This is a genomic window from Pseudomonas sp. fls2-241-R2A-110, assembly GCF_030209165.1.
GTDB lineage: Bacteria > Pseudomonadota > Gammaproteobacteria > Pseudomonadales > Pseudomonadaceae > Aquipseudomonas.
Window position 1 is genome coordinate 225471 of record NZ_JARVSN010000007.1, and the last position, 20918, is coordinate 246388.

Annotated in this window: 24 protein-coding genes; 9 read left to right on the top strand and 15 right to left on the bottom strand. The window is 59.0% G+C overall.

The window, feature by feature from the left end; translation table 11 throughout:
* Positions 1–756: a sulfate transporter CysZ gene (gene cysZ / locus QRN31_RS06425; RefSeq protein WP_090175420.1), complete on the bottom strand. Its 756-nt coding sequence runs from the start codon at positions 754–756 to the stop codon at positions 1–3.
* Positions 757–1071: 315 nt separating this feature from the next.
* On the opposite strand from cysZ, the gene trxB reads away from it, so the two are divergent.
* Positions 1072–2034, top strand: a complete 963-nt coding sequence (gene trxB / locus QRN31_RS06430; RefSeq protein ID WP_222589808.1) for a thioredoxin-disulfide reductase — start codon at positions 1072–1074, stop codon at positions 2032–2034.
* A gap of 129 nt (positions 2035–2163) precedes the next feature.
* On the opposite strand, the gene QRN31_RS06435 is transcribed toward trxB, so the two are convergent.
* From QRN31_RS06435 to QRN31_RS06485, 11 genes are all read right to left on the bottom strand, one after another.
* Positions 2164–3447, bottom strand: a complete 1284-nt coding sequence (locus QRN31_RS06435) for an NAD(P)/FAD-dependent oxidoreductase (RefSeq protein WP_285430877.1) — start codon at positions 3445–3447, stop codon at positions 2164–2166.
* Between the two features lie 65 nt (positions 3448–3512).
* Complete coding sequence (locus QRN31_RS06440) at positions 3513–4346, bottom strand: transporter substrate-binding domain-containing protein (protein ID WP_502942451.1); 834 nt, start codon at positions 4344–4346, stop codon at positions 3513–3515.
* A 45-nt stretch (positions 4347–4391) separates the two neighbouring features.
* Complete coding sequence (locus QRN31_RS06445) at positions 4392–5120, bottom strand: amino acid ABC transporter ATP-binding protein (protein WP_414924097.1); 729 nt, start codon at positions 5118–5120, stop codon at positions 4392–4394.
* Positions 5121–5189: 69 nt separating this feature from the next.
* Positions 5190–6164: an amino acid ABC transporter permease gene (locus QRN31_RS06450; RefSeq protein WP_285430881.1), complete on the bottom strand. Its 975-nt coding sequence runs from the start codon at positions 6162–6164 to the stop codon at positions 5190–5192.
* 181 nt (positions 6165–6345) lie between these two features.
* A complete protein-coding gene (locus tag QRN31_RS06455) occupies positions 6346–7596 on the bottom strand; it encodes a 2-aminoadipate transaminase (protein WP_285430882.1) in 1251 nt (416 codons plus the stop codon).
* A 170-nt stretch (positions 7597–7766) separates the two neighbouring features.
* Complete coding sequence (locus QRN31_RS06460) at positions 7767–8105, bottom strand: HopJ type III effector protein (protein ID WP_192346194.1); 339 nt, start codon at positions 8103–8105, stop codon at positions 7767–7769.
* Positions 8098–8394 (bottom strand): DUF1244 domain-containing protein, encoded by a 297-nt coding sequence (locus QRN31_RS06465; protein ID WP_090175413.1) that lies wholly within the window; start codon positions 8392–8394, stop codon positions 8098–8100. The genes QRN31_RS06460 and QRN31_RS06465 overlap by 8 nt, the downstream gene beginning before the upstream one ends.
* 68 nt (positions 8395–8462) lie before the next feature.
* Positions 8463–8834 (bottom strand): dihydroneopterin triphosphate 2'-epimerase, encoded by a 372-nt coding sequence (folX, locus tag QRN31_RS06470; RefSeq protein ID WP_059403284.1) that lies wholly within the window; start codon positions 8832–8834, stop codon positions 8463–8465.
* Positions 8835–8836: 2 nt separating this feature from the next.
* Entirely contained in the window at positions 8837–9412 is a 576-nt protein-coding gene (folE, locus tag QRN31_RS06475) for a GTP cyclohydrolase I FolE (protein ID WP_285430884.1), read from the bottom strand.
* Between the two features lie 21 nt (positions 9413–9433).
* On the bottom strand, positions 9434–10144 hold the full coding sequence (folM, locus tag QRN31_RS06480) for a dihydromonapterin reductase (RefSeq protein WP_285430886.1): 711 nt from the start codon (positions 10142–10144) through the stop codon (positions 9434–9436).
* An 81-nt stretch (positions 10145–10225) separates the two neighbouring features.
* A complete protein-coding gene (locus QRN31_RS06485; protein WP_285430887.1) occupies positions 10226–10798 on the bottom strand; it encodes an antibiotic biosynthesis monooxygenase in 573 nt (190 codons plus the stop codon).
* A 210-nt stretch (positions 10799–11008) separates the two neighbouring features.
* Between QRN31_RS06485 and QRN31_RS06490 the strand changes: the two genes are divergently transcribed.
* A complete protein-coding gene (locus QRN31_RS06490; RefSeq protein ID WP_285430889.1) occupies positions 11009–11968 on the top strand; it encodes a MerR family transcriptional regulator in 960 nt (319 codons plus the stop codon).
* A 3-nt stretch (positions 11969–11971) separates the two neighbouring features.
* On the opposite strand, the gene QRN31_RS06495 is transcribed toward QRN31_RS06490, so the two are convergent.
* Both QRN31_RS06495 and QRN31_RS06500 read right to left on the bottom strand, forming a co-directional pair.
* Positions 11972–12577, bottom strand: coding sequence for a hypothetical protein (locus QRN31_RS06495; protein WP_285430891.1), 606 nt, complete (start codon positions 12575–12577; stop codon positions 11972–11974).
* 54 nt (positions 12578–12631) lie between these two features.
* Entirely contained in the window at positions 12632–13108 is a 477-nt protein-coding gene (locus tag QRN31_RS06500; protein ID WP_285430893.1) for a PAS domain-containing protein, read from the bottom strand.
* 100 nt (positions 13109–13208) lie between these two features.
* Here QRN31_RS06500 and QRN31_RS06505 point away from each other — a divergent pair, with 100 nt between their 5' ends.
* A complete protein-coding gene (locus tag QRN31_RS06505; RefSeq protein ID WP_285430895.1) occupies positions 13209–13664 on the top strand; it encodes a flavodoxin in 456 nt (151 codons plus the stop codon).
* Here QRN31_RS06505 and QRN31_RS06510 read toward each other — a convergent pair.
* Positions 13645–14541, bottom strand: coding sequence for a LysR family transcriptional regulator (locus QRN31_RS06510; RefSeq protein WP_285430896.1), 897 nt, complete (start codon positions 14539–14541; stop codon positions 13645–13647). The two genes, QRN31_RS06505 and QRN31_RS06510, sit on opposite strands and share 20 nt — an antisense overlap.
* Positions 14542–14637: 96 nt before the next feature.
* On the opposite strand from QRN31_RS06510, the gene QRN31_RS06515 reads away from it, so the two are divergent.
* The 6 genes from QRN31_RS06515 (at position 14638) to QRN31_RS06540 (ending at position 20908) form a co-directional block, all read left to right on the top strand.
* On the top strand, positions 14638–15024 hold the full coding sequence (locus tag QRN31_RS06515; protein WP_285430897.1) for a CidA/LrgA family protein: 387 nt from the start codon (positions 14638–14640) through the stop codon (positions 15022–15024).
* Positions 15014–15700, top strand: coding sequence for an LrgB family protein (locus QRN31_RS06520; RefSeq protein ID WP_285430899.1), 687 nt, complete (start codon positions 15014–15016; stop codon positions 15698–15700). Before QRN31_RS06515 ends, QRN31_RS06520 begins: the two co-directional genes overlap by 11 nt.
* A 132-nt stretch (positions 15701–15832) precedes the next feature.
* A complete protein-coding gene (locus QRN31_RS06525) occupies positions 15833–16615 on the top strand; it encodes a class II aldolase/adducin family protein (RefSeq protein ID WP_090175389.1) in 783 nt (260 codons plus the stop codon).
* Positions 16615–17517 (top strand): alpha/beta fold hydrolase, encoded by a 903-nt coding sequence (locus QRN31_RS06530; protein WP_285430903.1) that lies wholly within the window; start codon positions 16615–16617, stop codon positions 17515–17517. The genes QRN31_RS06525 and QRN31_RS06530 overlap by 1 nt, the downstream gene beginning before the upstream one ends.
* A gap of 111 nt (positions 17518–17628) precedes the next feature.
* Entirely contained in the window at positions 17629–18540 is a 912-nt protein-coding gene (locus tag QRN31_RS06535; protein WP_285430904.1) for an SDR family oxidoreductase, read from the top strand.
* Positions 18541–19114: 574 nt separating this feature from the next.
* The gene (locus tag QRN31_RS06540) at positions 19115–20908 is read left to right on the top strand and encodes a DUF1302 domain-containing protein (RefSeq protein WP_285430906.1); all 1794 of its coding nucleotides are present in this window, start codon (positions 19115–19117) and stop codon (positions 20906–20908) included.
* Positions 20909–20918 lie beyond the last annotated feature (10 nt).

Here is a 20918-nt window from a genome sequence, read left to right on the forward strand (position 1 = left end):
TCAGGCGGCGCTTTTTTCCAGCGCGTCAGCACCACGCTCACGTACCCAGAACAGGGTCGCTCCGGCCACCGCGGCAGGCATCATCAAAATGTTGACCACCGGAATCAGCAGCACCAGATAGACAATCCCGCCAAAGCTCATGCTCTGCCAGCGTTTCTGCCGCAGCCAGGCGAGCATCTCGTTCCAGCCCAGTTTGTGGTTGTCGGCCGGGTAGTCGATGTACTGGATCGCCATCATCCATACCCCGAACAGCAGCCACAGCGGCGCGGCGATGATGTTCACCACGGGGATGAACGAGAGGATGAACAGCCCGATGGCTCGCGGCAGGAAATAGCCGAGTTTGCGCATTTCCCGGGACAGGGTGCGGGGGATCATGGCAATCAGTTCGCCCCAGCTGAAGGTCGGGAAGTCGTCGGTGCCGCGCACCACCACTTCGACTTTTTCCGCCAGGAAGCCGTTGAACGGCGCGGCGATGACGTTGGCGAGCATCGTGAAGGTAAAGAACACCATCAGCACCACCAGCACGACAAAAATCGGCCAGAGGATATAGCTGAGAAAACTCAGCCAGTCGGGCAGGGACGGCATCAGCGTATCGACCCACAGGCTGAATTGGTGGCCAGCCAGATAGATTAATCCGACGAACAGCACCAGGTTGATTGCCAGCGGCAACAAGACGAACAAACGCAGGCTGGGGCTCAGGACCAGCTTGAGGCCTTCGCGCAGGTATTGCGGGCCGGACAGAACGGGGGCGGGCATAACGGGCTCCGAGCAAAGGGTAAACGCGCCGACCTTACCGGCTTTGCCTGACGGGCGAAAGCGCGGCAGCGACATCGACATTAACTGTAACAAAGGCGCCTATAAATCCATCGTGACCGGATAGAGACCGCCTATGAGCTGGATTGTTAAACCGTATTTCCTTAATCTTCGCCCCCTCGATACGCTGCACCCATTCTTTTTACAGGACTGTCGAGTTCAAGCCTTCCCCAAGTGCTTTCAACGGTCCTTTTTTATTCCCGCCGGCAACCCGGCGTTCCGCGCCAGGTGTTTCGGGCCGGTCAACAGGAGCAGGTCATGTCTGAAGTCCGTCATTCGCGAGTGATTATTCTCGGTTCCGGCCCTGCCGGTTACAGCGCCGCGGTCTATGCCGCCCGTGCCAACCTCAAGCCATTGCTGATCACTGGCATGCAAGCCGGCGGTCAACTGACCACCACCACTGAAGTCGACAACTGGCCGGGCGATGTCCACGGCCTGACCGGCCCGGCGCTGATGGAACGCATGAAAGAGCACGCCGAGCGCTTTGAAACCGAGATCGTGTTCGATCACATCAATGCCGTGGACTTCGCCTCCAAGCCGTACACCCTGATTGGCGACAGCGCGACGTATACCTGCGACGCCCTGATCATCGCGACCGGCGCCAGTGCCCGTTACCTGGGCCTGCCGTCGGAAGAAGCGTTCATGGGCAAAGGCGTTTCGGCCTGCGCAACGTGCGACGGTTTCTTCTACCGCAACAAGCCAGTGGCTGTGGTCGGTGGCGGCAACACCGCTGTCGAAGAGGCGCTGTACCTGGCCAACATTGCCAGCACCGTGACCCTGATCCACCGCCGCGAAACCTTCCGCGCCGAGAAGATCCTGATCGACAAGCTGAACGCACGAGTGGCCGAAGGCAAGATCATCCTCAAGCTGAACTCCAACCTGGACGAAGTGCTGGGCGACAACATGGGCGTGACCGGTGCCCGCCTGAAGAACAACGACGGCAGCTTCGACGAGCTGAAAGTCGACGGCGTGTTCATCGCCATCGGCCACACCCCGAACACCTCGTTGTTCGAAGGTCAGCTGACGTTGAAAGACGGTTATCTGGTGGTGCAGGGCGGCCGTGACGGCAACGCTACCGCAACCAACCTCGAAGGCATCTTCGCCGCCGGTGACGTGGCTGACCACGTTTACCGTCAGGCCATCACCTCGGCTGGCGCCGGCTGCATGGCGGCACTGGACGCCGAGCGTTACCTGGACGATCTGCAGAACGTCAAGTTCTGAAATCGTTGAAATGAAAAAACCGGCTTCGGCCGGTTTTTTTGTGCCCACAGAAAGAGCGGTCAACATAAACCCTTGTGGGAGCTAGCCTGCAAGCTCCCACAGGGTTAACAGGGTTTGCGGAAATATCGATCAACCGCGAAACCGCTCTTGCACGAAGTCCATGACCTTCAACGATTGATAGATCGCATTGGCCGCAACCCGCCCGAACGGCCCGCCGTTCCAGTCCAGCAAGTACGGCTTGAACAACTCATGTCGCACGCTTTCCCCACACACTGCTTCAGCGATCACCCGGCCGCCAATCGAGCCGGTGTTCAGCCCATGACCGCCGAATGAGGTGCAGGCCCATACGCCGGGTTCCAGCAGTCCCAGGTTGGGCATTTTGTTGGTGGAATAACCCATCAGGCCCGACCAGGCCAGTACGATGTTAACCGCGGCCAGTTGCGGGTAAACCGAGACCATGTCCGCCTTCAGCATCGCCGCCAGGGCTTTTTCATTCTGTTCATTACGGGTGGTGATGCGTCCGCCCCACAGCAGGCGATCGCCTTCGACGATACGGTAATAATCCGACGCGCGACGGTCATCGGAGAATGCCGCCGCGCAATCGAGCACGTTTTTAATCGAATCGCCCAGGTGCTCGGTCAACACCACGTAAGTGGCGATCGGCAGGTAAGCGCGGCTGAGTTTTTGCAGTTCCGGGCCGCCGTAGCCGCCAGCGCAGAACACCAGGTCCTGACAGCGCACGCTGCCGTGGGCGGTCTGGACGATTTTGTAGGCCCCTTCACGACGCCAGGCGAGCATTTTTGAGTTTTCAAAAATTCGCCCTCCGGCCTTTTCAATCGCAAGCGCCAGGCCCAGGCAGTAATTCAACGGATGAAAGTGCAGCGCGTTCGGGTCTTCGACACCCTGGAAATAGCGCAGTGTGTGCGCCCGTTCCCGCACCTGAGCGGTTTCTAGGAAGTTGAGTTCGTAGCCGAAGTCACGGCGCATGGTATCGATATGGTTTTTCACACCCGCGCTGTCGTCATAGCGCTTGACCCGGATCGTGCCGGCAGACGGCGCGCAGCCGCTCAAGGATAATTCGGTGATGTTGCGGCGAACAATCTCCACACCTTCGACCGACATCTGAAACAACGCTTTGGCGTGCTCCAACCCCAGCTTCTTGCGGATCGCTCCAGACCCTTCGGCCCAGCCCGGAGAGACCACGCCGCCATTGCGACCTGACGCGCCCCAAGCCACCTGGTGGGCTTCGAGAATGATCACGCGTTTGCCGCGCCGGGTCAGTTCCAGGGCCGCGGTGAGGCCGGCGATGCCGGCACCGATGATGCACACGTCACAGGTTTTGTCCGTGTTCAACTCGGACCGGGTCGCGCGGGGTAGCGAGGTTTGGGAATACCAGGTGTTGGGGAAGGACATGGTCGATCCTTGAAAGTTGTCATTGTGGGAGCGAGCAGGCTCACTCCCACAGAGGAGGGCGGCGTTTACTTGATAGTCGAGTAGTCGACGCCGTACCACTTGTCCGAGAGCTTGGTCAGCGTGCCGTCCTTGTGCATCTGGCCGATGATTTCACTCAATTTGGCGTTCAACTGTGGGTCACCCTTGTCGGTGGCAACAGCCAGTGGCTCATAGAACACCACGGCGTTGTCGACGGCCCGCAGCGGGTAGCCTTTCTTGACGGCCGCATCCAGCGTGCTGCGTTGGGTGAGGATGGCGTCCAGTCGGGTTCCGTCGCCCAGACGCAGATCGTCCAGCGGTCCGACAGAGCCAGCGTAGGTCTTCATTTTTTCGGTTTTTACGTCGTAAACGACAGGGGGCACGTCAGTGGTTTCGATGGCCAGTGCCTGACTGAAGTAATCCTCGGACGTAGTGCCACCTTCGACACCGATGGTTTTGCCATTCAGTGCTTTGTGATCGTTGACCATGGATTTGTTGTGCACCGCAAACACATAGGGCACGTAGTAATAAGTCCCGGGGAAATCGAGAATCCGTGCACGACTTTTGGTCGCGGTCATCGAGCCGACCGACACGTCCCAGCGACCGTTCCACTTGCCTGCGGTAATCACATCCCAATCGGGTGTGATGAACTTGGCTTCGACGCCGAGACGCTTGGCGATCTCCTTGGACACGTCGATATCAAAACCGTCGATTTCATTCTTGTCGTTGATGAACCCCTGCGGAGGCCAGGTCGCCGAGGTGGCGACGGTCAACGTCTTGCTGCTTTCGATCTTGTCCAGAACGGCTCCGGCGTTCGCGGCACCGACGAACAACAGTGACAGGGCAGCTGCGAGGGTGATTGCGGGTTTTTTACTGAGCATGTCCATCTCCACTTCTCGTTATTGTTATACGGGGTAAAGCGCTTCTCAGTGACCGATGATCTGCGACAGGAATTTCTGTGCGCGTTCGGTCTGCGGGTTGTTGAAAAACTCGGCCGGGGTGGCTTGTTCGATCACTTGCCCCTGGTCCATGAACAGCACGCGGTCGGCGACCTTGCTGGCAAAACCCATCTCGTGGGTCACGCAAATCATGGTCATGCCGTCGGTGGCCAGTTCGCCCATCACGTCCAGCACTTCGTGGACCATCTCCGGGTCCAGTGCGGAGGTTGGCTCATCGAACAGCATCACTTTTGGGTTCATGCACAGCGCCCGGGCAATCGCCACGCGCTGCTGCTGGCCGCCGGACAGTTGCGACGGATATTTGTGGGCGTGCTCGGCAATCCGAACGCGTTCCAGATAGACCTGCGCGCGTTTTTTCGCCTCGACAGCGGACACGCCTTGCACCAGTTGCGGGGCCAAGGTCAGGTTGTCCATCACACTCAAGTGCGGGAACAGGTTGAAGCTCTGGAACACCATGCCGATTTCGCCGCGCACGGCGCTGACGCTTTCTGCTTCGCTGGTGAGGGTGATGCCGTTGACCTGTATGTGGCCTTTCTGGAAACTCTCCAGGTGGTTGATGCAGCGAATCATCGTCGATTTGCCCGAGCCCGACGGCCCGCACACCACCAGGATTTCACCGGTAGCGACGTTGAGGTCGACGTCGCGCAGGGCGTGAAAGTTGCCGTACCACTTGTTCAGGCCGGTGATGGAAATCATAGAAGGGCTGACCTGAGCAACAGGCGCCAGGTCGAGTTGTTCAGCGGTATTGGTTCGAGTCATCACACATCAACCCCTTGCCACGGATCGGTTGACCCGTTTTTCGATTCGCGCCTGAACCCGCTCCAGAATGAATGACAGGGCCCAGTAAATCATCGCGGCGGTGATCAGCATTTCCAGGTGACGGAAGTCCGCGCGGCCCTGGGTCTTGGCCAGGTACATCAGCTCCCAGACACCGATGACCGACACCAGCGAGCTGTCCTTGAGCATGGCGATGAACTGGTTGCCGGTGGGTGGAATGATCACGCGCAAGGCCTGCGGCATGATGACCCGGCTCAGGGTCTTGAACGGGCTGATGTTCAACGCCCGAGAGGCTTCCCACTGGCCGACCGGAATGCTCTGGATACCGGCACGGAAAATCTCGGTCATGTAGGCGCCGTAGCACAGGGACAGCGCGAGGATGCCGGCCGGCACCGCGTCGACCACGTAGCCCAGTTGCGGCAGACCGAGATAGATCAGGTAGATCTGGATCAGTAACGGAACACCGCGAAAGAACGAGGTGTAGAACGAGGCGAGGGCATTGGCCAGGCCGTTGTTCGACAGCTTGGCCACCGCGCCGATCAGCGCCAGCACGAACGCCAGCACAATCGCGATGGCGGAAATGTAGAGCGTGGTCGCGGCACCCTGAATGATCAGGAAGCCGATCTTGTCGAGGATGAAACTGTAGGAGAGGTTGAAGGTGTCGAAGAAGGCCAGGAACAGGATCAGCAGCTCGATCCACACCACCGTCGTCTGTACTTTGAACTTAAGGCGTCCGAGGACGTGGAAATTCAGTGTGCCCAGTACTGCGATGCCTAGCCCGATGGCGACGTTGCGTGCGGTCAGACTGTCCGGGGCATTGCCCAGCAGCGGTTGCAGAAAATGGCTAAGGGCGCTGTTGCCCAGGTTCATCAGGTAGGAGCCGAGAAACAGCACCACGGCTACGCCGAGCAGGAATTGAGGATCGTTGGACTTTTTCTTATAAATTATATTGTCGTGATACATGTCTGCCTCAGCTTGTAGGTGGTGATGTTCTCGCTTGTTAAAGGGGTTTTTGGCTAATCCGAACGGTCAGGCGAAGTGCGTTGTTACCGTTCGGGTTCAGGTCTTTGGTCAGTATTGCGGCGCCGATTCCGGGACAACAAGCGAACATAATTCGCTACGTCAGTCCCGGAAATCGCGTTGTTCAGGACAGTTTTGCCAGGCAGGCCTCAAGGATATCCAGTCCTTCCTCCAGCACGGCCGCCTCGGTGGTCAACGGCGCCAACAGGCGAATGATGTGCCGCGATTTGCCGCTCGGCATCAGCAGCAGACCGGCATCGCGCGCCGACGCCAGCAATTGTGTGAGCTGCGCCGATGCCGGTTTGCCGTCGGTGTTGATCAGCTCGATACCGCGCATCGCACCGACGCCGGTCAAGCGGCCCAGGTACGGCGACAGCTTGCTGGCACGCCAGGCTTCGTAGCGGCTGACAATCGCTTCTTCCTGCTGCGTGCCCCACGCTTGGAGGTTGGCATCCGTCATTTCATCCAGCGTTGCCAACCCGGCGGCGCAAGCGATGGGATTGCCCGAATAGGTGCCGCCGAGTCCGCCTTTGGGCAAGGTGTCGAGCAGCGCCTTGCGCCCGACCACGGCACCCAGTGGAACGCCACCGGCGATGCTTTTGCCCAGCAGGATCAGGTCCGGCTCGATGCCCAATCGCGAAAACGCAAAACGTTCACCGGTGCGACCGAAGCCGGACTGGATTTCATCAGCGATTAGCAGAATGTTCTTTTCATCGCAGAACGTGCGCAGCGCTTGCGCGAATTCCACGTCCATTGCCAGGAAGCCCGCTTCGCCCTGCACTGGTTCGACGATGAAGCAGGCCACATCTTCGACATCGATTTCGACGCTGAACAATCGATCCATGGCCTTCAACGTTTCGGCACAGCTCACGCCGTTGTCCTTGCTCGGGAAGGGCAGGTGATACACCGGACCTGGCAGCACGCCGACTTTCTGTTTGTATGGCGCGACCTTGCCGTTGAGGTTGAGGGTGGCGAGCGTGCGGCCATGGAAGGCGCCGTCAAAGGCAATGACGGCGGTGCGACCGGTCGCGCCGCGGACGATCTTCAGAGCGTTCTCCGCTGCTTCTGCGCCGCTGTTGGTGAGCATGCCACTGACAGCGTAGTCCACAGGAATGAACGCCGTCAGACGATCCATCAATTCGAGGTAGGGCACATGCGGGGCGGCGTTGAACGCGTAGTGGGTCAGGCGCGTGGCTTGTTCTCGAATGGCCTCGACGATACGCGGGTGGCAATGGCCGAGGTTGAGTACGCCGATGCCGCCGACAAAATCGATGTAGCGTTTGCCATCGGTGTCCCAGACTTCGGCGTTTTTGCCGTGGCTGAGCGTAACGGGGTGAACGACGTTGATCGACTGGCTGATGGTTTCGCTGCTCATGGATACCTGACTCAGAAGAAGGGATGCTTCTTTTTATCTAAGCCGCGAGCAGTGCTGCCCGGCAAACGAAATAAAGTCGCCGGGTCAATATTAAAAGTCGGGATGTACGGTGGACGATCAAAAATAACGCAGCCTCGAGTGCAACGAGGCTGCGATCTTTTGATTTTAAGTCAGCGGCGAGTCAGTGGTTGCTGCGAGAACTTCACACCGGCCAATCCATGGGCAATCAACGCGCGGATATTGCCGTGGTCGCTGCCTTCAGGCGTGGCCACTACCGAACGGTAATGCTCGCCAAACGCCAACAGCGCTTCTTCATCGCTCAAGCCTTCCAGCAGTGCCAGGCCCAGGGTCTTGCACGAACCTTCGTTCTGCCCGGCAGCGTTTTCCACGCCGCCGTTGTTGAATGCCTGTGGCTGGTAATCGTAGCCGGCGGCGATGAACGCCAGAGTGTCGGCGAAAGCGTGCTCGCCGCTCTTGAGGCTGGCGCGCAGGGTGTTCAAATCACTCATTGGGTTTTCCTTTGGCAAACGCCGCTTGTTGTTCGGCGCTGGCTTCTTGCTGGTATTTGGCTTTCCACTCGGCGTACGGCATGCCGTAAACAACTTCGCGGGCGTCATCGAGGCTGACCTCGATCTGGCGTTCGTCGGCGGCCGCCTTGTACCACTTGGAAAGGCAGTTGCGGCAAAAACCGGAAAGGTTCATCAGGTCGATGTTCTGTACATCCTTGCGGCTGTCCAGATGGGCGACCAGCCGGCGAAAGGCGGCGGCTTCAAGTTCCAGGCGTTGTTGGTCGTTCATGGCGGGCTCTGTGCATTCCAATCGTGGCGCGGATGATAAAAGTCTGACGGACATTGCGCCAGACGTGGTCAGCGGCTCGCCGCCAGCGTGATCGACACCGATTCGGCGAATCGCAAGGCGTGCGGCTTGTCGACTTCCACCTCGGCATACAGCACCGACTCGTTGGCCATGACCAGGTCGAGGATTTCCTGGGTCAGGCGTTCGAGCAACGCGAAGCGATTACCCTCCACATGGGCGATGATCGCCTTGGTGATGGTCCGGTAATTGAGCGCGTGATCGATGTCGTTGTCACGCACCGCGTCCTGAGCGGCGTACAAAATGGTCAGGTTGATCAGCACATCCTGCTTGTTGAGGATTTCGTCTTCGTTGATGCCGATGAAGGTCCGCAGGCACAGGTCCTTGACCCGGATGCGTGCCATTCCTGGTTGAAGTTGTGGCATTGCTACTTGCTCCGTCCAATCAATTGCAGGAACTCCTGGCGGGTGTTGCTCGACTCGCGGAAGGCGCCGAGCATCACCGAGGTGTTCATGGTCGAATTCTGCTTCTCGACGCCGCGCATCATCATGCACATGTGCTTGGCTTCGATGACAACCGCGACGCCTGCCGCGTCAGTCACTTGCTGCACCGCGTCGGCGATTTGCCGGGTGAGGTTTTCCTGGATTTGCAGGCGACGGGCGAACATGTCCACCAACCGCGCAATCTTCGACAGGCCCAGCACCTTGCCGGTCGGAATATAAGCCACATGCGCCTTGCCGATGAAGGGCAGCATGTGATGTTCGCAGAGCGAGTACAGCTCGATGTTGTCGACGATGATCATTTCATCGTTGTCGGACGCGAACAGCGCGCCGTTGACGATCTCTTCGACACTTTGCTCATAGCCATGGCAGAGGTACTGCATGGCCTTGGCTGCGCGAGCCGGGGTGTCTTGCAGTCCTTCGCGGTCGGGGTTTTCACCGAGGCCGATGAGAATCTCGCGATAGCTCTGGGACAGGGCGTTCTGGTGCAGGGATAACGTCATGGAACATCCTCGCGGGGCCGCTTATTTGATGTGCCGCCCGCCGTTGACGGTCAGGGTCGTGCCGGTGACATAAGGGTTGTCGAGCAAATATCGCAGGCTCTGGTAGATCACGTCGCTGCCGGGCTCGATGCCCAGCGCGGACTTGGCCAGCGCCTTGGCGCGGTACGCCGCGTCATCGTCGGGATTGAACATTAGCAGGGCCGGCGCAATGCCGTTGACCTTGATTGTCGGCGCGTATTTCGCGGCGAAGGACAAGGTGAGGCTGTCGAGCCCGGCTTTGCTGGCGCAATAGCCAATATGTTTGCTGCTGCCCTTGCGGGTTACGTCATCGCTGATGTGCACGATGTCGGCCAGGTTTGAGCGTTGAAGCAAGTCGGCACAGTGCAGATTGATCAGGTACGGCGCCAGCATGTGTACGCTGAACATGCGGGTGAATGCTTCTGCATCGGTTTCCGGGGTTTCGGCCAGCCATTCGGAAGCGTTATGGACGATTGCGCGAAGGACGTCGGTGTGGGTTTTCAGTTCGCTGATGAACGCAAGGATTCCCGCGGTGCTGGAGAAGTCGGCAAACACCGCGATCGCGCCCAGGTCGCGTAATGCCTGCACGCCGGGGCGTTCGCTGCGGTAGCTGAAGATCACCGGATGGCCATCTTCGAGCAGTCGCTGTGCGCAGTGCAGGCCGACACGCTGGCCGGCACCGGTGATGAGGATCGGAGCTGCGGAAGAGTTCATGAACGGCTCGCGTCGCGGTAAGAGCAAAACTATACCAGCGACGGGAGTTGTACACCTACGTGCCTTTGCAGGAGCGGGCGGTCAGGGGTTTTGAGTGGCGGGCAGCTTGGCGGGCAATGGACGTGCCGGTGTGCTGTTCAGCCAGTTGGCCAGCAGTCGGGTCGACAGCGGAATGAAGAAGTAGACCATCAGCGGCGTCAGGCACAAGGTGCTGATGAGCACCCGAGGCAGCAGGCTCAGTTCGCCAAGCAATGGCCCCAGCGCAACGTTGAACAGCAATGACAACGGGAAGAATGCCAGCCAGATCGCCACCGCTTGTTTCCACCGGGGCGGACGTTGGCCGGCTGCGCCGAACCAGCCTTCGATGCCGCTGACGCGATGCTCTTTAGGGTGTGCAAACAAATCGCTGCCACGTGCCAGCCATGCCGTGCGCGAAGCAGAATGCTCCCAGGCGTGCAGGGTGTGCTCGTCGGCAAAGCGGAAAATGATCTGGAATTCGTTATCGTCGGGTGGCGGAGCGAGCACGCCAGAGCCGAGGTAACCGGGAAAGTCAGTCGCCAGTTGTTCGCCTTCGCGCAACCAGGCCATAAGGTCTTGATAACGTCCATCGGCGACGCGGCGTGCAACCATCAAGGTGACGGGGGAAGTAGACATTGTGTATCTCCGTATAACGATCGCGGCCCTCCGGATAGGAGTTTCGCCAGGCGCAACACCGGGGTGGTGGGCTGCGTCTTGAGACAAGCAAGGATTATTCCTGATTGCCTGGATGACACCAATGAGATTCTTCGTTTATTAATGAGTTGAATAGTGACAGGGCAGGAGAGTTAGAATGGGATCCAATTTAAACGCGGACGTCGACTATCAATGCCTGTACTGACTGACGTTGGCTCTGCCTCACAGGCGGATCTTTCCCTTCAGCGGGAGGATCTCTTTCCTATTCGTGAGGTCGCGCGCCTGACGGGGATAAACCCGGTCACGTTGCGCGCTTGGGAGCGACGGTACGGGTTGATCCAGCCCACGCGCACCGAAAGCGGGCATCGGCTGTACTCGATGGCCGATATCGAGAAAGTCCGCAGCATCCTCGGCTGGATCGATCGCGGCGTCGCCGTCAGCAAGGTGGGCAAGATACTGGCCAAGAGCGAGCCTCTTCAGGTGTTGTCGCACCTTATCCCCAACGATCTCGTTCAGGCCGACTACATCCAGTGGCAGCAACAAGTCCAGGCAGCGGTCACAGCCTTTGACGAGGTGCAACTGGAGCACGTCTATGGGCAGATTTTTTCCAGCTATCCCCTGACGGTCGTGTTTCAGGACGTTTTGCTGGTAGTCTGGAAGCATTTGCTTCAGCGCCATGAGACGTTCGGGCAAGCCAGTGAATGGCTTTTTCTCGACGGTTTTCTGCGCTCCAGAGTGTTGCAACGATTGCTGCTGGTGCGTGTCATGCAACCGCGACAGATCATTGTTTGTGCCTTGGCCGATCAAGCCCGTGAGCTGGAAGTGCTGATCACGGCCTTGTACCTGTGCAGTGTCGATTCGGCGATTCAGTTATTGGCTATCGGCCAGCCATTCGACGAGTTGGCCCTGGTTTGTCAGCGGATCAAGCCCAAGGCACTGGTGCTGGTGTCCAATCATGCGCCGGCAGCCGAATTGCCTCGGCGTTTGAACCGACTGGCTATCAGTCTGGACTGTCAACTATTGCTGGCTGGCGATGCGTCGGACCTGGCACAGGAAAGCCTGGCCGGGTCGTCGATCGGATGTCTGGGTAATGAGGGGACGGTGATGCGCCAGCGTATGAAGCAGTTCCTGGCAGGAAACCTGGATACCTGAGTTTCAGATGTGCAGCGCAGGGTGTGTCAGACGATGCTGTTGAAGGATGTACTGGCGCAGGCGCTCGGTCTCGTCCTTGTCGGTCTGGCTTAGTTCGTAGGCGTAAAACCCTTGCTCGGTTTCACGCTCGAAGGTGCCGCGCAATGCAATGCGCTCATAGCCTGAAGGGCTGAACCACAATGCAAAGTGCTTGGGCGGTTTGGTCTTGTTACGGACCTCCAGCAATACCCCTTTGAACGATATTTCGTGTACCCACATCGTTCCGGGTTGGCCCTTGGCATTCTCAAGCGCTACAGGCTCTTCGAGTGAGAGGCGCCAAGGTCGGACCATCGGCCCGTCCTCATAAATACTCGGCACCCCCAGGCGTAAATGCAGCGCATGAAACTCGTCTTCCACCAGGTGCAGCGGAAACGTCATTTGCTGGTTTTCGAAATTGGCCTGGATGGTGACCTGCTCATGTGCCGCCAGGCGCGTGAGCAAATCACGGATTTGCGAACCACCGTTAACGAGCAGACTCGACGTCGCATCCCGCACATTGAGCTGCGGGTTGTGTTGCATGGTCTGGATAAAATCCAGCTCATCCTGGGTCAGGAGTGCGTCGCGCTGCATGGCTTGCTCGAAAGAAAAAGATACAAATTCATCGGTGATTGTAGTTAATGACAATTAATTCGTCGTTTTGTTTTTACCGTTCGTCGCTTTTAGCGCGGCAAGTTCGGCCTGCAACTGCGCCACTTGCGCTTCCAACTGCGTTACCCGCTGCTGTGCCTTGACCTGAGCGGTGACATCTTTCTGCACGCCTACAAAGTAAGTCTGTCCGTCGCTCGGATTTTTCATTGTAGAAAGGGACAGTTCGTTCCAGAACGGCGTGCCGTCCTTGCGGTAGTTTCTCAGAATCACCCGGCAGGATCCGCCACTGCTCAGCGCCTCGCGAATCGTTACCAGGCCATCCTGATCCCGGTCACCCGACTGCAGGAAGCGGCAGTCCTGGTAGAGGATTTCTTCGCTCGTGTAACCCGTGAGGCGTTCGAACGCAGGGTTCACGTAAATCAGGATGGTGTCCTGGTCGCCTTCTTTTTCGGCAATCACGATGCCGTCATTGGAAGCGTTGATCACCATTTGCAGCAGTTGAGCATTGATCATCGGAGAGTCCTTTCCGTATTGATATGGATTTGCATTCTAAAAGATCAAACGAGCCTGTGCTGTTAATATCTGTGTTTTTACTCTGCTTCAGGATCGATTGATGAAAGTTGCCATCATTTCCGGCTCGGTGTACGGCACGGCTGAAGAGGTTGCCCGCCACGCCGCGACTATTTTGAATGCCGCGGGTTTCGAGACCTGGCACAACCCGCGCGCGACGCTCGCCGATGTCCAGGCTTTCGGCCCGCAAGCGTTTTTGGCGGTGACCTCGACCACCGGCATGGGCGAATTGCCGGACAACCTGCAACCGTTGTACTCGATGATTCGTGACCAGTTGCCTGCCGCCTGGCGCGGTTTGCCCGGTGCAGTCATCGGCCTGGGCGATGCGAGTTATGGCGATACCTTTTGCGGTGGCGGCGAGCAGATGCGCGAATTGTTCAGTGAGCTTGGCGTGCGCGAAGTGCTGCCGATGCTGCGTCTGGATGCCAGTGAAAGCGTCACCCCGGAAACCGACGCCGAACCTTGGCTGGCTGAGTTCGTCAACGCGCTGCGGGACTGACCGACCGTTCGCGCAACAGGGCGAGCCAGGCTTGCGCGGCTTTGGACAGGTACGCACCCTGGCGCCAGATAAAGGCGATGTCCCAGCGTAGATAGCTCGGGGCTTTCAAGGTCAGGCGCACCACGCCTGGCCGCACCAGCCCGCGCGCCACCACGCTGGGCAACAACACCACGCCTTGACCTGCGGCCACCAACGCCGCCAGAAAATCCGCCTGACCGCTGCGCCCGCCTTCCTTGGGCGTAAATCCCAGTTGATGGCAGGCCTGGAGCAATCGGTCGTTGAGCACGAAGCTGCGCTGATACAGCAGAAACGGAGTGTCGGCCAACTCCTCCAATCCAATCACAGTCTTTGTCGCCAGCGGATGATCGGCCGGTAGCAATGCATCCAGCGGTTCATCGCAGAAGGGCTGAAAGGCAAATTGCGGATCCTTCGGCAAAAGACTGCCGCCTAGCTCCAGATCTCCGCTCAATACCGCCTGTTCGATGTTCCGGCTGCCGCCCTCAAGCAACTGAATGCTGATGTTCGGGTAGCGGCGCCGGTACTCGGCAAACAACTCGGCAAACAGTGCGTCGCTGCCCAGTAGCGGAAGGCCCAGGCGCAACTCCCCACGCACCAGTTGGCTTAAATCATCCAGCTCGCTGAGCAATTCGTTGCGCAGCCGAAGCATGCCTTCGGCCCGTTGCAGGACCACGCTGCCGGCGGCGGTCAGGCGCAACTGCGAACCCAGACGCTCGAGCAGCGGGGTGCCCAGGCTCTGTTCCAGTTGCGCGACTTGCTTGCTCACCGCCGATTGGCTGAGGTGCAGGGTTTTGGCGGCTTGAGTGAACCCCCCTTGGTGCATCACTTCGACAAAGCTGCGCAGCTGCTTGAATTCCATGGGCCTGATTCCAGATTGGAATGGTGTCGAGTCTAACAATTCGTTTCGGTGATGGAAGCGTGCTCCGTAAAATGAGCCCTTGCGAGGAACGACATCATGCATGCACCCACCCTGAAAAAACTGGCCCGACTGGTGACTGAACTGGCCGTGCTGCTCGGCATTTATCTGCTTGGCTGCGCAATCGGCGCATGGTTTGCCTGGCCGATCCCGGGTGGCGTCATTGGCATGGCATTGCTGTTGCTGGCTTTCGCCTTCGGTTGGGTCAAGCCGGCGACGTTGCAAACGGGCGCAGGTTTATTGATGGCCGAGATGCTGTTGTTCTTTATTCCGGCGCTGATGAGCCTGCTCGATTACGGCGGCCTGATGCGCAATGACGGCTGGCGGATTCTGCTGGTGATCGGCATGAGTACGCTGATGGTGATGCTCGTGACGGCGTTTACCGTGGAAGCGGTGGTGCGGTTGAGGAGGCCCCATGAAGCTTGAGCTGATGCCGATGTTCTGGCTGGCCTTCACGCTGCTGGCCTATGTGTTCAGCCGGTGGATCTATCGGCGTACCGGTCGATATCTGTTGTCGCCGCTGATTCTGGTGCCTGCGCTGCTGTTGGCGCTCGCGGTGCCGCTGCACACCGCGTATGCCGAATATTCGAGCGACACCCATTGGCTGATGTGGATTCTGGGCCCGGTGACTGTCGCGTTTGCCGTGCCGATCTGGCAACAGCGGCAGATGCTGATGCGGCATTGGTCGGCGTTGCTGCTTGGCATGCTGGCGGGCAGTGCGGCGTCCATCGGCACCTCGTTCGGTCTGGCCAAGGCGCTAGCGCTGGACAGTTCAGTGACCCTGTCACTGGTGCCACGCTCAATCACCACGCCGTTTGCCATGCCCCTGGCTCATCAACTCGGCGGGGTTCCGGAACTGACGGCGGTGTTCGTGATGTTCACCGGCGTGTTCGGGGCGATGCTCGGCGGCATTCTGCTCAAGTGGCTGCCGCTGCACAGCGCCTTGGCACGGGGCGCGCTGTTTGGCGTTGGCGCGCACGGTGCCGGCGTCAGCCGGGCCCATGAAGTGGGCGGTGAAGAAGGTTCGGTGGCGGGACTTGTCATGGTGCTGACGGGGTTGCTGAATTTGTTTTGCGCCCCATTACTGGCGGCGGTCCTTTGACCTGGATCCAGGTGTCGGCCTGAACTGACTCGTTAGGCCATCAAGCTGGCTGCCAATGCAACTACGCGAAATCCAGGGGCTGACTAGACTGCTGTAATGACAGTAAAACAATAAGAACAGGAGGTCCTTGCCGTGAATGTTGCCCCCGTCCAATCACCCCACAATGTGAAAAACCAGGTCAGTGCTGCCGAGTGGCAGACCCGCGTCGACCTGGCTGCCTGCTACCGTCTGGTTGCCGCGCATGGTTGGGATGATCTGATCTTTACGCACATCTCGGCCAAGGTGCCGGGCACCGAAGATTTCCTGATCAACCCGTTCGGGTTGATGTTTCACGAGATCACCGCCTCAAGCCTGGTCAAGGTCGATCAGGCCGGCAACAAGCTGATGGACAGCCCTTACGAAATCAATCCGGCCGGTTACACCATTCACAGCGCCGTGCATGAAGTGCGTCACGATGTGGTCTGCGTACTGCACACCCACACGGCGTCGGGTGTTGCGGTATCGGCGCAAAAACAGGGCATTCTGCCCATCAGTCAGCAGTCATTGTTTGTGCTGTCCAGCCTGGCGTACCACGCATACGAAGGCGTTGCGCTGAACCATGAAGAGAAGGCGCGCCTGCAAGCCGACCTTGGCCAAAACAACTTCCTGATGCTGCATAACCACGGTCTGCTGACCTGTGGTGGCACCATCGCCGATACCTTCCTGATGATGTTCACCTTCCAGCGCGCCTGCGATATCCAGGTCATGGCGCAGGGCGGCGGCGCTGAACTGATCGCCATCGAACCGCAGATTCTGGCGGGCGCCAAGGCGATGATCGCCGGTGTTACCAAAAGTGCTCAAGGGATGGGTGGCGCGCTGGCCTGGCCGGCGCTGCTGCGCAAACTCGATCAACAAGACCCGGGTTATAAACTCTAATGCAACTCGCCGAGATCCCCCTGTGTGTCTGGCGTAAACGCGGCCAGACGTTTGTGTTTCGTGGTCAGACCATTCGTTACTGGACGGCGGGGCAGGGTGAGCCGCTGTTGCTCATTCATGGCTTCCCGACTGCCAGTTGGGACTGGCACTACCTGTGGCAGCCGCTGACGCAGCGCTATCGAGTGATTGCCTGCGACATGCTCGGCTTCGGCGACTCCGCCAAACCGGCCAACCATGAATACAGCTTGCTGGAGCAGGCCGATCTGCAGCAGGCCTTGCTCGCGCACTTGAATGTCGAACGGCCGGTGCACCTGTTGGCCCATGATTATGGTGACAGCGTGGCCCAGGAGTTGTTGGCGCGGCATTACGAGACCCGCGTGGACATCGCCAGTTGTGTGTTCCTCAACGGTGGCCTGTTTCCTGAAACCCATCGTCCGGTGCTGATGCAAAAACTCTTGCTCAGCCCCTTGGGCTGGATGATCGGACGAGCCTTTACCCGCGACGGACTGGTGAAGAATTTCCGGCAGATATTCGGCCCGAGAACTTGCCCCAGCGAAAGTGAAATGGATGACTTCTGGAGCTTGATCGACAGCAATCACGGCCCACGGATCATGCACAAGCTCATCGCCTACATTCCCGAACGGCGTGTCCAGCGCGAGCGCTGGGTCGGCGCCATGCAGCGTGGTGAAGTGCCGCTGCGAGTCATTGACGGTGAGGTCGATCCCATTTCCGGTGCGCACATGGTCAAGCGCTATCGGGAACTGATCCCCAATCCGGACACCGTCCTGTTGCCCGACATCGGTCATTACCCGCAATCCGAGGCCCCGTCACTGGTGCTCAAGCATTACCTCGAGTTTCGTGATCGGCTGGTTTCGCCACCGCTCAAAGTGGCCTGTTCCTGATTATCCCCCAGCCTTATCGAGCACCATTCAGCCCCACCCTTGTTCGTTGTGACCAGCAGTGCCGTGCCTGACACTCGGACTTATTGTCCTTGGCCTGCTGGAGTTTTCCCCATGAATGAGTCTGTGCGCTTCGAAGATAAAGTCGTGATCGTCACCGGTGCAGGCGGCGGCTTGGGCCGTGCGCACGCATTGTTGTTCGCCAAACAGGGCGCCAGAGTGCTGGTTAACGATCTCGGCGGTTCGGCGCAAGGTGAAGGCGCCAACGCTTCGACAGCAGACCGCGTGGTAGCTGAGATCCGTGAGGCTGGTGGCATCGCCGAGGCCAACCACGACTCCGTCACCGACGGCGACAAAATCGTCCAGCACGCCCTCGATGCCTTCGGCCGCATCGATGTGGTGGTCAACAACGCCGGGATCCTGCGCGACAAGACCTTCCACAAAATGGACGACGCCGATTGGGACCTGGTTTACCGCGTCCACGTCGAAGGTGCCTACAAAGTCACCCGCGCCGCCTGGCCGCACATGCGCGAGCAAAACTATGGCCGTGTGATCTTCACCGCCTCGACTTCGGGCATCTATGGCAACTTCGGCCAGTCCAACTACGGCATGGCCAAACTCGGCCTCTATGGCCTGACCCGCACCCTCGCAATCGAAGGCCGCAAGAACAACATCCTGGTCAACGCCATCGCGCCTACCGGCGGCACGCGCATGACCGAAGGCCTGATTCCGCCGCAAGTGTTTGAGCAACTCAAGCCGGAACTGGTGAGCCCGTTGGTGGTGTACCTGGCCAGCGAAACCTGCCAGGAGACTTCCGGGCTGTTTGAAGTCGGCGGCGGCTGGATGGGCAAAGTGCGTTGGGAACGGAGCCTGGGCGCCGGGTTTGATCCACGGGAGGGGTTCTCGCCGGAGGATGTGGCGGCGCATTGGCAGCAGATTTGTGATTTCGAAGGCGCCGCGCATCCGAAGGACAACATCGAAGCGCTGAAGGAAATGATGGCGAATTTGCAGAAGTATTCGATCTGACGTTGATGTGTTGCGCAGGGCTTTTCAGAGCCCTGCCATGCCCCCGCTTGTTCCCCCTCGCTACAAAACCATCGCCCATAAAAAAGGCCGCTGCAAACGCAGCGGCCAAAGTAAGACGTTGGATCAAGGAGCTACAAATCAACGTCAGTGTACTCAGGGCGATCAATCGATAACGCATCGATTCATCTGGATTGTGTCAGCGATGAGGTGGATTGATCACACGTCATCGCTTCGTGCTTTCTGGCGGTTCACCTTGAAAGCCCGGCAAGAATAAGCCGTTGAGCCCTAAGGAAAAATAGCGATTCGCGACATGCAGTGTTGCAGTCTGAGCAACAGTCCCGCCATTTCCCGTGCGTCGCCGTCGAACGCAACATTCGACAGCCGCTAGCGATCAGCCCCGTTCATGCATCTGGCTGATAACCCTCCATCCAGCCCATCCATACACGGCGCAAACCCGCGTTCCATCTAGGCATTCATACTTAAGAGGTACACCTCGAATACCTCCTTGGTGCGCTTATCGCTCCCAACGTGCGGCAGTAGGGTGGGGCCTTCTGTCACTCACCGGGGAAGACGCATGACAAAAACAACAATGCGCGCCATCTTCACGCCGCAAGCGCTGGCCGCTGCGGTTGCCTTGGGTTGCTGTGCCCAGGCGCAGGCTGTTTCATTCAACATTGGCGAAATCGAGGGATCGTTTGACTCCTCGCTGTCCGTCGGCGCGAGTTGGGGTATGCGCGATGCTGATAAGTCGTTGGTGGGCACTGTCAACGGCGGGACCGGTCAGTCTTCGACCGGTGACGACGGTCGGCTGAACTTCAAGAAGGGCGAAACCTTCTCCAAGATCTTCAAGGGCATTCACGACCTCGAGCTAAAATATGGCGATACCGGCGTGTTCGTTCGCGGCAAGTATTGGTACGACTTCGAGCTCAAGGACGAAGACCGCGAGTTCAAGCAGATCAGTGACAGTGGCCGCAAGGAAGGCGCCAAGTCTTCGGGGGCGGAGCTTCTCGATGCCTTCGTTTATCACAACTATTCCATCGCCGATTTGCCGGGCACCGTGCGCGCGGGCAAGCAGGTGGTCAGTTGGGGTGAAAGTACCTTCATCGGCAACTCGATCAACAGCATCAACCCGATCGATGTCTCCGCGTTCCGTCGCCCAGGCGCCGAGATCAAGGAAGGACTGATTCCGGTCAACATGCTGTTCGCCTCCCAAGGCCTGACCGATCAGCTCTCGGTGGAAGGTTTCTATCAACTGGAGTGGGACCAGACCGTCGTCGACAACTGCGGCACCTTCTTCGGCAACGACGTGGTGGCGGACGGTTGCAACAACAACTACACCGTCGGTAGTCCGGCGATTGCCCCGTTGGCGCCTTTGGCAGCGGCCTTCGGTCAACCGATCCAGGTGACCCGCGAGGGCGTGGTCGTTCCCCGTGGCGGTGACCGCGATGCGCGGGATTCCGGGCAGTGGGGCACGGCGTTGCGCTGGCTCGGTGACGACACCGAGTACGGCCTGTACTTCATGAACTACCACAGCCGCACACCGACGGTCGGCACCACCACCGCCGGCCTGTCGACGCTGGCCAGCCTGCCGGGCATGGTGAGTGTGGCCAACCGCCTGGCGCCGGGCAGTGGTTCGGGGCTGGCGCAAAGCGTGATGCTCGGACGTGGCCAGTACTACCTCGAATACCCGGAAGACATTCGTCTCTACGGCGCGAGTTTCTCTACCACCTTGCCTACCGGCACCGCGTGGAGCGGTGAGATCAGCTATCGCCCGAATGCTCCGGTGCAGGTCAACACCAACGACCTGACCCTGGCCATGGTCAACCCGATCGCCGGTGGCGCCGCCTCACCGATTGCCACCACACCTGGCGCTGACAACAAAGGCTATCGCCGCAAGGAAATCACGCAGATCCAAAGCACCCTCACACAGTTCTTCGATCAGGTGTTGGGCGCCCAGCGCTTGACGCTGGTGGGCGAAGCGGCGGTGGTTCACGTCGGTGGTCTGGAACCGCGTAGCCGTCTGCGTTACGGCCGCGACTCGGTCTACGGCCAGTACGGTTTTGGCGGCGACACCGACGGCTTCGTCACCTCGACCTCCTGGGGCTACCGCGCCCGGGCGATTCTCGACTATGCCGACGTCTTTGCCGGCGTCAACCTCAAACCCAACCTGTCCTGGTCCCATGACGTCGCGGGCTACGGCCCCAACGGACTGTTCAACGAAGGCGCCAAGGCAGTCAGCATCGGCGTCGATGCCGATTACCGCAACACCTATACCGCGAGCCTGAGTTACACCGATTTCTTCGGCGGTAACTACAACACCCTGGAAGACCGTGACTTCCTGGCACTGAGCTTCGGCGTGAACTTCTGATCTGGCTGAG